At 56.5% G+C, this 14,088-nt stretch carries 10 protein-coding genes and 2 pseudogenes; 6 read left to right on the forward strand and 6 right to left on the reverse strand.

The genetic code is table 11. The annotated features are described in order from the left end of the window. Positions 1-1,369 precede the first annotated feature (1,369 nt). From ACP2YO_RS11760 to ACP2YO_RS11770, 3 genes are all read left to right on the forward strand, one after another. A complete protein-coding gene (locus ACP2YO_RS11760) occupies positions 1,370-2,839 on the forward strand; it encodes a hypothetical protein (RefSeq protein WP_426441023.1) in 1,470 nt (489 codons plus the stop codon). Positions 2,840-2,903: 64 nt separating this feature from the next. Further along, entirely contained in the window at positions 2,904-4,046 is a 1,143-nt protein-coding gene (locus tag ACP2YO_RS11765; protein ID WP_426441024.1) for a phospholipase effector Tle1 domain-containing protein, read from the forward strand. A 565-nt stretch (positions 4,047-4,611) separates the two neighbouring features. Next, positions 4,612-6,702, forward strand: a complete 2,091-nt coding sequence (locus ACP2YO_RS11770) for a putative bifunctional diguanylate cyclase/phosphodiesterase (RefSeq protein WP_426441025.1) — start codon at positions 4,612-4,614, stop codon at positions 6,700-6,702. Positions 6,703-7,991: 1,289 nt separating this feature from the next. Here the strand turns inward: ACP2YO_RS11770 and ACP2YO_RS11775 are convergent. Then, positions 7,992-8,168 carry a hypothetical protein gene (locus ACP2YO_RS11775; protein WP_426441026.1) on the reverse strand — a complete coding sequence of 59 codons (177 nt, stop codon included), beginning with the start codon at positions 8,166-8,168 and terminating at the stop codon, positions 7,992-7,994. Positions 8,169-8,540: 372 nt separating this feature from the next. On the opposite strand from ACP2YO_RS11775, the gene ACP2YO_RS11780 reads away from it, so the two are divergent. Beyond that, positions 8,541-8,774, forward strand: a complete 234-nt coding sequence (locus ACP2YO_RS11780) for a hypothetical protein (protein ID WP_426441027.1) — start codon at positions 8,541-8,543, stop codon at positions 8,772-8,774. On the opposite strand, the gene ACP2YO_RS11785 is transcribed toward ACP2YO_RS11780, so the two are convergent. After that, on the reverse strand, positions 8,742-8,963 hold the full coding sequence (locus ACP2YO_RS11785) for a hypothetical protein (protein WP_426443549.1): 222 nt from the start codon (positions 8,961-8,963) through the stop codon (positions 8,742-8,744). The genes ACP2YO_RS11780 and ACP2YO_RS11785 overlap by 33 nt on opposite strands. Between ACP2YO_RS11785 and ACP2YO_RS11790 the strand changes: the two genes are divergently transcribed. Next, a complete protein-coding gene (locus ACP2YO_RS11790) occupies positions 8,962-9,255 on the forward strand; it encodes a helix-turn-helix domain-containing protein (protein ID WP_426441028.1) in 294 nt (97 codons plus the stop codon). The genes ACP2YO_RS11785 and ACP2YO_RS11790 overlap by 2 nt on opposite strands. A 366-nt stretch (positions 9,256-9,621) precedes the next feature. On the opposite strand, the gene ACP2YO_RS11795 is transcribed toward ACP2YO_RS11790, so the two are convergent. The 4 genes and pseudogenes from ACP2YO_RS11795 to ACP2YO_RS11810 all read right to left on the reverse strand — a co-directional run. Beyond that, a complete protein-coding gene (locus ACP2YO_RS11795; RefSeq protein WP_426441029.1) occupies positions 9,622-10,734 on the reverse strand; it encodes a hypothetical protein in 1,113 nt (370 codons plus the stop codon). 185 nt (positions 10,735-10,919) lie between these two features. Continuing rightward, complete coding sequence (locus ACP2YO_RS11800) at positions 10,920-11,960, reverse strand: TauD/TfdA family dioxygenase (protein WP_426441030.1); 1,041 nt, start codon at positions 11,958-11,960, stop codon at positions 10,920-10,922. 19 nt (positions 11,961-11,979) lie between these two features. Further along, positions 11,980-12,753, reverse strand: coding sequence for a class II aldolase/adducin family protein (locus ACP2YO_RS11805; protein ID WP_426443139.1), 774 nt, complete (start codon positions 12,751-12,753; stop codon positions 11,980-11,982). 256 nt (positions 12,754-13,009) lie between these two features. Further along, positions 13,010-13,358 (reverse strand): annotated as a pseudogene (locus ACP2YO_RS11810) (IS630 family transposase); the annotation flags it as partial. Between the two features lie 314 nt (positions 13,359-13,672). Here ACP2YO_RS11810 and ACP2YO_RS11815 point away from each other — a divergent pair. After that, positions 13,673-14,064, forward strand: a pseudogene (locus ACP2YO_RS11815) (carbamoyltransferase N-terminal domain-containing protein); the annotation flags it as partial. Between the last annotated feature and the right edge of the window lie 24 nt (positions 14,065-14,088).

The following is a 14,088-nucleotide window of genomic DNA, read 5'->3' on the forward strand; positions in this document are numbered from 1 at the left end:
CGCCAGGCCGAATCCTGACTCCTGAAAATCTGAGGGCGGCGGAAGGCGCATCGACCCAGATCGCCGCGAGTGGCCGTGTTGATGGCAGTCCGCTCTCCGTTGACGCCATTCCTCCAAATACTCAGGGGCGTCTACGAGCGCATCATCGAGAATGTAGGCGCGCTGCTCCTTCACCCAAGTCACGATCCAGGTCAGTTTTGATGGCCGCAGCGTGATCGTGACTAAGGAATGTTGACTGGCGGCATGGGCGCGGTCGGGTGCGGCACGAAGCCATCGCGGTGCTGACCGCGTGCCGTCAACATGATGATAGAAGCCGCGAGAAGGATTAGGAGCCCACGCATTTGGTGACCTTATTCAAAAAGCTATCGCGCAGTTATGAAACGGCTCACAGCCGGTGTTGCAATGAGCGAGGACCTTAGCGCAAGCGCTGCGGCGTTCAATGAGTCGGAGCATCTTGGGATCGTGAAACCCCGTAATCCATATTCCCTCCGTTCGCCGCGAGACGGCAAATCCAATCACGGTCTCGCCGAAAAAATGCATTCTGTCCTTACAAACGGCAGGAATAGTGCAGCGAATTTGAATAACAATGCTGACTGATCAAATGACGCAGGGTCGGGCCGCTGATCCTGCGGCGATCGAGGCATCCTATGCGCAATTGCGACCTTGTCTCAGGTAGCTTCTTGGTGCTGACCGGTGCAGGGATCGTGCTACTCTGCTCCGGCCTGCTCGCATTCGTGTTGATTTAGAATCCGCGATCGACCCTTCGTCCACCGTTGCGTCGGCCGAACGGGCTGCCGACCTCTAACTTGGTTGCATCGGAAAGCTTGGTGGAATCAACCATCAGGTGGTGCCACCATGGTCTCCTAGTGCCCCGAATTGTTGTTCACGGCGTCGAAAATCCCCACGACGGCGGTGACAAGAGCGTCATGCCGCCTCTTGTCATCGCGGTCAGTTGAGAGATGTAGCTCGGCCAAACACCTGCTCGAAGCCCGTGGCGAAAAGCATGTCGCGCGTCGCTTCATCAATGTCTTTTATCAGCCAAAAGCGAGCTGAATACCTCGGAGGCAAGAGGGCCGCCCCAATTGTAGGAAAAGCCAGCGCTTGTCGGAAGAATGAAAGTCATGTCTCACCCTGCTTTAGGCCGGTAGATTCCAACGTTTGTACTCGATGGCCAAGGCAGTCTCGTGGGTTGCCGGATGTGCATAACGGCGCCGAGGTTCAATTTTTTGCTCCTGGCCCTGCTTTGGTGCGTCCGCTCAACACAGGGTAGTGTACCGGGATAGACGGGGACAACAAAGCAGGTTGGCTTGCGATTGCGATGCAACCATCGGTAAATTTCGTGCCAAGATCGTCCGGCTCGGGGGTATGAATGTCGCGATTCTTGGTCGTTGCTGCCAGCGCCCTTTCATTGTTGGGAGCGATCTGTTGCGTTCCGGTGAAGGCTCAGCAACAGGTGTCACAGGCCAACTCCACAGGTCCGGTGAGTCAAACTCCGATACCCGAGCAGCAGCGTCCTGAACAGGCTGCTCAGAAGCCTGGGGCGATGCCTGCTGGCGCCGCGGCTCAGGGCGCCGCGCCAGGTGATCCGCAGAAGCAATGCGTAAAGCCGAATGAATTTGCAGTAGAGCTGCGGTCAGGCCGCAACCCTGTAGGCGCCTCTATCGTGCTTGCAACAAATTTCTTGCCGACAAACCAGCGGGTCGACGTAGGAGTGCGCGCCCCGTACGAGGAGGGTGTCCGATATTTTGCGGGGATCGACTACGGAGATGAAACCTATCTCTTCAAGCGGCAAGACGCCGTAACGCACCGCGCGACCGAGTCCGATTCGCTGGTGCAGAAACACCTGTTGGAGCCTGATCAGACCATTGTCACGCTCAACATGGGCGACGATCTCGCCTGGCTCTGGAGCCGGGTCGATCTATATCTTTATACCTGTAACAGCCCGGTCGGCCAATCGCCGTGGCGTGTCTCCTCCGTGAGCGTTCGCCTCAGTCCCTACTGGTTCAGCATTTTCGCGGTTATCGCAGAGGTGCTCATCCTGTACCTTTGGATTGCGTTTGCGCTCCGCAAGCAAGATCACACATTCGCATCGTTTCTCAGTGCATTGAACCCCGCGAAGGTTTCTGCCGGACCCGACGGGAAGGGTAGTCTCTCAACGTTCCAGACTCTCGCTTTCTCGCTGGCGGTCGCCGCGCTCATTACGCTTCTCCTGCTGCAGACGGGTACCTTGGTGGATCTGTCCGGTTCGATCCTGACACTTCTTGGCATCAGCGGTATCGGGGCGACGATCGCCAAGGGAACGGATAGCCAGCGCAATACACTGTCCGTAGACAACCGGGCATGGCTTCTGAGACATGGCTGGATTCCCATGGCCAAGACCGTTGTGGATCCATCCAAGGCGACATGGCGCGATTTTTTCACAACCGATGGTGTCTTCGACGTCTACCGCTACCAAAGTTTCATCTTTGGCCTCGTGGTGATCGGCGGCCTGATCGCGGCCGGAGTCAATCAGCTCTCAACGTTCGTCGTTCCGAATACGATCTTGGGTATCGTCGGCCTCAGCCAGGTTGTCTACATCGGTGGCAAGCTCGTAACTCCGACCAATATCTCCGATCTCAACGCCGCGATTGTCGGGCTTCGAACGGAAGAGCAAAAGCTCAAGGCTGCGGCGGTCGCGAAAAAGCAGGGTCAGGTGGCAAGCCTTGCTGAAGCTATTTCTCTGATAGGCCAGGACACCTACGACGCGTACCGACAGAAGGCCAGGGACGTCGCCGCGATCTTCACGGACGCGACCGGAATATCCATTGAAGATGCATCGATCGAGCCGATCGTCACTTGAGAGAGGCTGCATGACCAAGAACATCCTGGTGTTTGCGGACGGCACGGGAAACGAGGGCGGCCTCTTGCCGGACGAAAGCCGTACGAACGTTTACAAGCTGTATCGGGCGACGCGAACGGGGCCCGACTCCATCATCGACCCCAAGCAGCAATTGGCGCTCTATGTCCCTGGCATCGGGACACCAGCGCCCGGACGCAGCAATGGTTGGAGCCGTCTCAAGGAAACCGTCCAGCAGATGTTTGGGTTCGGCATCACAAAGAAGATTGTCGATTGTTACGTCGCGCTCGTCGGCGTGTGGGAGCCAGGCGACCGGATCTATCTTTTCGGCTTCAGCCGCGGAGCCTACACCGCCAGGTGCCTGTCGCACGTCCTTGAGGTCTGTGGCGTTCCGAGACACGAGCCGAACGGCGATTCCATTAGCCTCGATCCGAAGTCGCTGCGACGGGTCGCCAAGGAGGCGGTCTCCTGCGTCTATTGGTTCGGGATGCCGCGAAAAGGCGCGGACATTGACGAGCGGGCGGCGCATTTCCGCTCTACCTACAAGTCGGAAGCCGGACGTGCTGCGGGCGCGCCCGCCTATTTCATCGGAATATGGGATGCAGTCGCTGCGATCGGATGGCAACGCTTCTTCCCTGATTGGGCCTACGACCGGCACTTCGCGTCAGATGTCCAGTACGCGCGCCATCTGCAGTCGATCGACGAAAGCAGGAAAGACTTCAAACGGGTCCCTTGGGGCGGCAGTGGGACCGTGAAGTGGCCCGACAGACAGGGTGAACCGGAGCAATTCGATCAGATCTGGTTCGCTGGCAACCACGCGGACATCGGCGGCAGCTATCCTGAAAACGAATCTCGATTGTCGGACATCACGCTTGCGTGGATGATAGATTTCATCACCCAGAAGATACCCGATGCAGGTCGCGTGTTCGTCGACAAGGGTATGTTGCGGCTATACCCGTCCGCTGACGGGATGATGCACGACGAGTGCATGGTTGGCATGGCCGGGACCTCGCTGCACTGGTCGAAAGCGGTCCGCGATGTTCCGGACACGGCGCAACTACACGAGTCAGTCTACGAGCGGCTCGCGATGAAGTCGGTGCGCAACTACACGAGCTTCGGTCCGTATCGCCCGGTCGCGTTACAGGGGCATCAGAAGGCGAAGGAATTCTTCGAAGCACCTTCAGTTGGTGATGTCGAGACCACACGCTAGCAACGAAAGGGCCTTCATCTAACACAATCTAAACAAGCTGTGCGCCTTTCCCGGTCTCGTTTCGAACGCTTGCCATCCAATATCGCCATATGCGTTTTGTCGGGCATGCGGTGATGTAGGGCCTCGCCTCCGGACGTTTCTCAAAACCTGTGGGCTAATCGGTATCGCATCGCTGCGGCGCTGACGCGGAATCGACGCGCGATGGGTTCAATACCCGCTTCGTCCTAGATGTCGAGCCCGCTGGCGCAGCAAGCTCGGAATCATCAATTTAAGACGCTTGCCGAAGATTCGATCTGAGGCTTCCCACAGCGCCACTAGAGTATGCCTGATAATAGCGCCTTAGGTCGGGCTCGCTGCTACGGGTTTGACTCGCCCGCTTCGGAATGCAGTCGGACTGCGCGGTCAATGGGACGTTCGAACCCAGCGTCCTGTCGCGGGATCGAAGGTTTCCGGAGAGCAATTAACGTGTCGTTAAGGTCAATCATCGGAACAGGTTTGCCGTCAACCAACCGTAGTTGAAACGTCGATTAGACGTTGAGGTCTCTCGTTTTGTCGGCGTGTATCAATGAGCCTTGCAACCGCACTTATTTACTGGGTTATTGTTTTGCTTTGGCTTGCGGTACTCGCCACGGTGTGCGTTGCGTTTGTTCGCAACCCCCGGACATTTGGCGTCATTCGCCTTCTGCTATCGGTGTTGTTGATCGACACTGCTCGGAATATCATCGAGAATGTCTATTTTGGCTTATATTTTGGAGGTCAATATGGCCTCTTTCCAGCCTCGATCGTGGGAGTGCTCGGCAATCCCAACTATCTTATCATCCCGAAGGTGATGAACGTCGTTGCAGCATGCACCGTCCTTGGCCTTCTTACACTTCGATGGCTTCCGTTGGCATCGAAAGAACGAGCGGAGGCTGATGCCGACATTCGCTTGAAGGGGGCGGCGTTGAGCCAGGAGGCCGAGGAAAGCCGACGGCTATTTGAGACGTCCTCGGACTTGATCCTCATAACTGATCCGAACGGAAAGTTTATTCGCGTAAGCCCCAGTTCCTTTGCAACACTTGGCTATAAGCCAGATGAGATGATTGGGCGCAGTGGGGCGGAATTCATCTTGCCCGAGGACCTCGTTGGTACGCGGCGCGAAATGAAATTGGGCCGCAGTGGCCAGCACAAGCGCAATTTTGAGACGAGGTACATTCACAAGAATGGTCATGTTGTGCCCTTGGTGTGGTCAGGAGTGTGGTGTGAGCCAGAGCAAAGGTATTTCTTTTTCGGTCGCGACATGACCGAACGAAAAGCCGCGGAAGAACAACTGCGGCGGTTGGCCCTCTATGATTCACTGACTGACCTTCCCAATCGGGCGAGCCTACGGGCAGATTTCGAAGAGCTATTTGAGCAGCGAGCGGACGCTCCATTCCGGCCAATATCCGTCGCGATACTCGATCTCGATGGGTTCAAGGACGTCAACGACACGCTTGGTCACTCTGTAGGCGACAGGCTTTTACATAAGGTAGGACAGCGGCTGGAAGCCGCCTCGGAGCAGATCCTTGTTTATCGGTTGGGCGGAGATGAATTTGTCTTGGTCGCAAGAGATTGCGGCGACCCGCTTGTAGCGACGGAGCTCGTAAGCTCCATCTTGAAGCGGCTGGCCGAACCCATTGAGATCGACGGTCACCAGCTGTTCGTTGGTGCCAGCGCCGGCATAGCGATCAGCCCGATACACGGGTCGAACGCCGATGACCTGCTTGCGAACGCGGACTTGGCGCTATACGACGCCAAGGCGAGCGGGACACGAACGTATCGACTATACGAGCCGTCATTGCGCGCGCGGGCAAATACCCGTCGCCAGCTTGATAGCGAGCTTCGACGAGCATGCGTAAAGCGGGAATTCGTCCTGTATTATCAGCCTCAGGTTCGATCAAGCGACAGCGCTATAATCGGCGCCGAGGCTCTCCTGCGGTGGGACCATCCCGAAAGAGGTGTCTTGGCGCCAGGACTGTTTATTGACGCGCTTGGCGAAAGTGCGGTCGCCATGGAAGTAGGTCGATGGATTTTGACCGAGGCGTGCATGGCGGCGGCCTCATGGCGCGCGAAAGGCCTTCCCGATATTCGGATCGGCGTGAATCTGTTCCCGGCGCAATTCCGCAACGGCACGCTCCTGCAAGATGTGGAGTACGCCTTGTCTGAGAGTGGGTTGCCTCCAGAAGCACTCGAGCTTGAGATCACCGAAAATATCGCACTTGGTCGTGAAGATGGAGCGCTGTCTCCATTGAAGGCGCTCCGAGCAACGGGCATAGGGATCGCGTTCGATGACTTTGGAACGGGGTATGCATCTCTTAGCTACTTGACGCGTTATCCGCTTACGCGAATCAAAATCGATCGTAGCTTTGTGCAGAAGATTGATATGAAATCCGCCTCGGAGGATACGGCAATCGTGCGTTCGATCATCGTGATGGGGCGTAACCTTGGACTTGAAGTCATCGCGGAGGGCGTTGAAACTACGGCACAGGCGGATTTTCTAAAGTCGGAAGGCTGTCACGAGCTGCAAGGGTTTCTGTTTTCGCGGCCGCTTCCGAAGGAGATGTTCGAGAACCTCCTAACATCGAGTTCGATAGAGACAAACAAAGCAGAAGACCAGATATCCCGACTAGCCGGATAGGTTGTGGGAAAACCCCAGGCGTCAGGCTGAGCTTGGAGCCTGCTGAAGGAGCCAAGTGCAAGGGCGTCGCCTTCGAGTTGACCACGAAAAGCGTCTCGCTATTCTCGCTCGCCACAGACTGACTGGACGTCGAGGGAAATTGATCATCGTCCTTCCAGAGCGGCAATGACGTCAATAGCGGGCTTATTCCATCCAAAGCAATAAGTGCGTGCCCCGGTTCTTGTGATTTATCTTTCTTTATGGGGCAATCTGTGAAAGCTGTGATATTAAGTCGCTCCTCTCAAAAGGAGCATCCATTGTGAAGAAAGCCACCAAGAAACGCGTTAAGCGGCGCGAGTGGACTAAAGCCGACGTCAAAGAACTCAGGACACATTCAAAGGCACGGACTCCCGTCGCAAAAATAGCCAAAGCGACTAAGCGGAGCGTCGGTGCGCTACGTCAAAAGGCATTGCAACTCGGAATCGGCCTCGGACATCAGCGTTAGCGCGCCGGTCGCCGCGCTCCAGCAGTGAGATCAGGAACGGACGCGAGAAGCGCGGCAAAACGACGTTCCACCGAAAAACACGGGACGGCTTCGTTTGGAATCGTGCCAGACTTGGACATGTGTATCGGCTCCGAACTTTGGGTCTGACTCACTTCCGATGATTTTCGCTGGCGACCTCGGGTTCTCCAATGGGAATCAACGCCATGCGAACCGGCTTTCGAATTTCGTCACTTGTGCCTCGTGGGTTGGCGTTTGACAGCCACCAATTAAAAGCCCCGGTCCCGGGGCTCGAGCGGACGGGGGCGGTAAGAGATGAAAGTCTCTAACCAATAGAGTGCTTGGCCACGACCGCAGACGGTGCATCGCGGATGGCGGCAGGTGGCAAGCGCCGAGTGGAACAGTAAACACTCAACCAGCTGGCGAGAAGCGAAATGTACGCGTGCGGCGAGGCTGCGGTCGCGAGGTATGTTGCGGCATCCGCCCGTCGATGCCCTCCAGCAGGTAGCCGAGCTGAGCGGCGGCCTTTACTTTTTGTCTAGCTCGACAAGTTGCTGTTCCAGATCGGCAATAATCCGGCGCAGTCTCTTCAATTCGGCGTTCGAGGCGGCGTCAGGTTCCGCAGCAAGCCGCTGCTCCACGAGGCGATACCGCGATAGCCTGGTCTCGATTCCTGCTCGTCTATCGAATGGCATGCCTTCAACGTAGCCACGCGACCGTTAAATTCAAATTAGCCGAGCGGCAAAGCGTGGCCCGGGCTGACCGCTCCACGAGACATGACGAAAGAGGCCGCTATCTGCGGCGCCCTTCACGCCGCTGGCTTGACATCCATCGTGCGCTCGATCTCCTCAGCCAGCGCCCGTTGACGCGCGGCGAGCTTTGCGAACAGTTCTTTCTTGGTCGCGTTGGCCGCGAACTTCCTGATCAATTTGCACTCCTCAGCTTCGGCCTGAAGCTTCACCAAGTGCGCCTTCATGTCCTGCATCATTGGAACCGCTCCATGGCGGACCAGACGGCCGAATGGAACTTGCGACCTATAACCTAGGATAACTGTGAAAGTTGTTCTCGCCCCATAAATGTTCTGCACATTAACGCGCACAATCCATGTCGGTGTCCTACTGAGACATCGGCCCAACCGATTGAGGCCACTGCCAAAGTCAAATCAGGCCGCTTGGGAAAGACGGGTATGAACATTTCGTGAACAAATGCTTGAACTGGAATCCTACGCCAACCTCCGACCCCTGCGCCGGATGGTAAAGCAGACCGAAAAGAAGCCGCCTGCACCTAGAGGCGTGTCGGCAGCCGAGCGGGCATTGGCAATATTTACGGCATTCCGCAGGGCCACAACGCCTTGAGCTTGGCTGAACTCGCCGAGCGGACGGGGCTGGTCAAGAGCACGATCCTGCGGCTCGCTTTGTCGCTGCAGCAATTCCGGTTGCTCGCGCGGCTACCGGACGGCGCTTACCCGCTTGATGCGGAAACTTTGCGCCTCGGTACTGCCTATCAGCGGGCGTTTCGACTGTCTGATCACGATTGGCTGCTGGCGTGCGTGTCTTGTTCACGCGGGCTCGCTCGCGATCTCCGGGACTAACTCCGAGAGCATCGCGCGCCCTATACCCAGGTGGGGGACTTCGAACGACCAATCGCGAAGCCGCGCGACCTTGACGAAAGCGTCCAGCGCCGGCGAGTAGCGGCGTCCCTGTACAGCCAGTAGGCGCACCTCCCGCGAAACCAGGTCGCCTTCGAGCGGGATGGTCTTGAGCGTTGGAAGTCGTGGCATGTGCTCGGGCGCGAGCATCACGCCGAAGCCCGCGGCGGCCATCCGCGACCGGCGCAAACGTCTCAAGCTCGATCAGTTGACGCTGGCCAAGCGCATTGGCGTCAGCCGTCAATGGGTCATCGAGGTTGAACATGGTCACCCGCGCGCTGAACTCGGTCTGGTCCTCCGTGCCCTCGATGCGCTCGGCATCCGGCTTGACGCGGACAGCGAGCCCACTGCTGGCCGCAGCGCGCCGAAGTCTGCCGTTGATCTGGATGCCATCGTGGCGAAAGCCAGAAAGGCCAAGACATGACCTCAGAACTTGTCGCACTTCTGGATGGCAACGAAGTAGGCCGCATGCGCAGCGACGCACACGGGCGGCTCGACGACTACAATGGGGAACGCCCGCACTCCTCGCTGTAATACCAGACCCCTGCGGCCTACGTCGCCGTATTCACCGCAACGGACAATCGGCTGCGTAACCCTGACCAGCTCCGCCAATCGCCCGTTGCTCCACCCGCGCCACTGGGCGTACAAAACCCCGAGACTCGAACTCCCGCTGAATGAAAGTTCGGTGCCAGGTCACGATCCTTATCGGCGGCGCTACTTGCCAACGGTGTGCTCATGCATGCCGAGCTTTGAGCCAACCAACGCCGCTCGGATAATAGCTGCCGACGAGTCAAGCAAGGCTGAATACGCCGGAGAAGACTGGCAGCTCATATCGGGCGACTATATTGTTGAAGCGAACATGAGTATCTATCAGTTCTTCGAGATCGAACCAGAATGGAATGCCCGTTTGCTTTACGACGAACGGTGTCAATATCGTCGGGGCAGGTGCTACGCCGATCTTCGCCAATGCTTCCAAACCATCGATCGTGTTCTCCGCAGCCTCAATTCCGGCCAGAAGGCAGCTTCCGGCGCCGAACCGACCAAACACGTCGACTGCGTCGGTAAAGATCGCCATGTACTCTTCAAAAGTGTATTCACCCTTCAAGCCACGGATATACTTTCTTCGCATTCCGGGATCGACGATTTCGACCCCCGTGTTGAATCGCGAAACGCCCGCATCTTTTAGAACTGAAAGGTAATCTATTCGCTTATCCCTGTCGTTTCGGATGCTCGACGGGACAACCTGGGATACGTAAATATTCTTTGTGTACCCCGCCTCTCTGAGCCGACGAGAGATTGTCGAATGCCGAGCCAATTCGGTCTTCTCATCTTTAATGCTTCCAGTGCATAGCCAAACGATATCGTATTTGTCATCAAACGTGTGGCCCTGTCTGTCCGCGTAATTTAAGCACTCTTGGAAATTGGCCTTGTAATTAGTTTTGCCTCCCTGAATGGCCAGCGCCTCCCATTCATTTTCTTTGAAACAGAAATCGCATGAATAACAACAGTAAACATGATAATCGAACACGAAACTCCTGGCGCCATTCGTGCGCATCGTGCCGAAATTATACATGCCCGAATGCGAGCATTCGGGGTCGACATGTTGTCGACAGCGGACTTGCTTGATCTCGTCGTTTATTGATGCAAGGAGGGCCTCTCCGTCAAACATAAATGGCGAGTTCGAATTGATACGTACGGTGATCTTTTTAACGAACTGCGGACCAAATATTTCGATTTCGAGTCTCGGTATGATTTGGCCAAGAATTGGAAATCCTATCTCGGTCGTGAGAAGCTGAATTCCGTCTCTCAGTGCGCCTAGTCTGAAGACTTCCTCGATGCGAACACCGTGCCTATTCTTGAGTGCAAAATCGAATTTTGCGACTCTCTTTTTCTGGATGCTCATGGCCACACTCGAGCTGCTGTAACGAATACTTCGAGGATTGTTGAAATCGACCGAACGCCATGCCCGCGATTTGAAATCCGGCCCCGACAGGATTGCGTGCTTTTGACGCCTGGGGCTTGGACTGCGGCAGCTGTTTCCATGCTTGGATCTCGAAAGAAAACCGCGGCTCTTTTTGTCGAGTTGCCTCAGCCGTGCATTTTTTCTGCGTTTCCTGTCAGTTGGCTGTCGAGAACCATTCGATATTCACTAGAACATTCGGAAAGGCAAGAATCTGAGATTAGATGACCAGTCGAGCGCAACTGACCTATATCCAGCCTGTTGGAAATCAAAAGACGTTGTAGCCAACGATCTCTGCCGTCGTATTTGGGTTGGTAAGCGCTCCGGCCGTGGACAAGATGTGAGTTGTCCATGATCAACAGGTCTCCGGCATTCAACCGCACTTCTACTGCAGCCTCGCCAATCGCGCGTCGCAGAGCATTGACTACATGCTCGGCTTCCTCACTAAGAGCCAAAAGATCGTCAACGTATCCGCAAATCATACGACCGTTGCGCTCTTCTACGATCGGGTGTGGGGCCGTGCAGCCCACGCCATCCTTCACGAGATGCGGATTGTCCGTCTTAAATGCGTAAAGGGGCATCCGAAGTAGCTTTTCCGCTCCGGGCGGGAGTGTTCCGATAGCGCGACGCAAATCGCAGAGATAGGTTGTGGCGCGATTGTCTGGGTCGCCTCGCAGACAGAGAAGACTGACATAATCAGGAGAGATATCGCGAAATGCTTTCTCTGTGTGCATCTGTAGCGACACGGAGTTTGATCCGAGCTGTATTGTTGCATGCTGCCGGATAGGATACTTGTTGTGAAGGAGAAGCCCACCCTCCCACTCGCGATAGCTGTAGGGATGGCCAAAGCTTGAGGAAATGGAAAAGAGTAGGGCTTCACTTCCGATCCTCTGCAAGCCGGCCTGGCGGAACGGGTTGATCGGAGTTGGCGGAAGATCAGCACAGAGGGGCAGCCCCGTCACCAAGAGCGCGCCTTGGCAGGGCGTTTGGGCGAATTCGTTTAAACCGGCCTGAAGGCTGCACGGCAAGTGGGTAAATCCGATTGCCCCCTGATCGGCAGCAGCCACGGGATCGCTATAAGGGTCAGGAAAGCTCGAAGACCAGTCAACGAAGCGGCTTAAATCGAACTGCACTGCATCAATAAGGTTAGGCAATGTTTGCATCGGCATGGCCCCTTCTCCATTCGAGTTACCTCGCGAAGCCAGGATCGGTTCGTTCCAGCATTCGCCTGAACGCCGCCCATTCGATATCAGGCGTTCCCTCCAGTTCGATGCTGTCGTAGAATTTTGCATATTGACGCGCGGAGTGGCTGGCGACGTCTTGGGAAACCAGTATGATTTCGGCGCCTGAGGCCTTGATCGCCAGCTGCGCACGGCAGGAGCGCTCCAGATTGTGCATCAGCTTAAATGCCTCTGCGACGGAACGTCCGCACGTGACCATGCCGTGATTGCGGAGCAGCATGACCGACTTGTCGCCGAGATCGGCTACAAGGCGGGCGCGCTCGTCATGATTGAGTCCCGCGCCTTCGTAATCATGATAGGCGAGACGATCAGTGAACTGCAAGGACCATTGAGTGAGCGGCAGCAGACCCTCTTTCAATGCTGAGATTGCGACGCCGGCCATCGCGTGAGTGTGCAGCACGCAGATCGCGTCTTCCCGCGCAGAATGGATCGCGCTGTGAATGGTGAAGCAGAACGGGTTGATGCCGAGCCCAAGAGGATCGTCGACGATTTTGCCATCGACATCAACGGTAACTAGGTTCGATGCGGTCACCTCTTCAAAGCGCATCCCATGGGGATTGAGCAGAAAGCGATCATGCGCGCCAGGCAAGCGGATCGAGATGTGGTTGTGGATGCCGTCATCAAGACCGAGCAGGTGAATCAGCCGAAGCGCTGCGGCGAGATCGATTCGGGTCTTCCGCATTCCATCTTTCATGGCCGATGGGCTCGAACAAGTTGTCATTGCTTCCCAATCTCTCAGTTGTGACGTTAAGCATTGTGCCCCGTTGGGGCGACCTGTGCCAGGCGATTGCGAGACTGCCGTGATCGTACAGATTGTTCGCCGCTTACAGGCAATCGGCGTGCCATGAGAGATGTGGTGCAAGCCGTTGACGAAAGGATGCGCTTTGCATTGCGCCAACGTAAAATCCGGATCTCAGTGTCGGGTCGCGGCCATCAACGTATCAAATCGAACAGCGCTAAACACGACGACGAGGAGTGTTATCCATGATGATATGGACATCGACGCCTGGAGCATCGTTTCTCTTTTTAGAGCTTCAAGAACTCGACGGCTCGATGACGCTTGAGGCATTTTCGGATGACGAACGCCGGGGCGACGTCGAGCGCGGCAAACAGTGACGTCGTCCCATGCCGCACATATCTGCGCCGTTCCGATACGCCAGGAGTCATCACCAAGACCGGCAGCTCGCGATTGGGTGCCTGGATCTGGCGGTTCTCATCGATGCTGGGGACAAGGGCGCGGTTCGGTGGGGACAGGTAAAGGCAGACGATATCGCGTACCTTGTTGACGAACAGCGGGTCGCTCGACATCTTGAATGTCCGGCTGTAAGCCGGATCCACAAATCGTTCGCGCTTCCAGATCTTTGGTCGACCGCTGGGTGAGGAGATTGCTGACGCCGTAGCACCGCTCAGAGTTGCTGCAGCGGCTCGCAAGCCATTGGTCGTTTTGGACTACGCGCAGCCCACGTATTTGCGGCAGTACCAAAGATGGCGCGGCGGAGCCGACGCGTGTCGGTGATAGCCAGTGTCCGCAACGCACGATAGCCCGTTAACGGGACATTCGTAGCGAGCGGCTCCGCCGGTTTGCACTGGCTCAAGCCTTGCTTCGTGCTCCGAACGAGGTTGGCAGAATAGGAGCCGCGTTGACACGCATCTGCGGTATCAAACTGACGCGCGATGGAGCCGTAGGCCTCGTTGAGGACGGGGGACTTGTGTTTTGTGTCGAGCAAGAGAAGCGGGACAACAATCCCTGTATCAGGCCATTGACAATCTCGACGCAATTCTCTCGATTTTGCGGAGCACGGCCTAGAGCCGCGAGATGTCGATCAGTCCGCTATCAATGGTTGGCTGGCGGATGTAGAGCCACAATTCGAGGTCCTCAGTGGTCGGCGCCTATCGCCTGAAAGGGGCGCCGTATCTTGGAAGCCAAGACGAGGGCCTCCCCATTTCGTGCGACCACTTCGGCCGGATGCTCGATGGAAGGGTCTTCCCCTATGCGAGCTATCCGCACGTTACCGGACATTTGGCCTCTGCATAAATTACCTCACTGACCTGTTCC

This window comes from Bradyrhizobium genosp. P (assembly GCF_049949265.1).
In the GTDB taxonomy this organism is placed as follows: Bacteria; Pseudomonadota; Alphaproteobacteria; order Rhizobiales; family Xanthobacteraceae; genus Bradyrhizobium.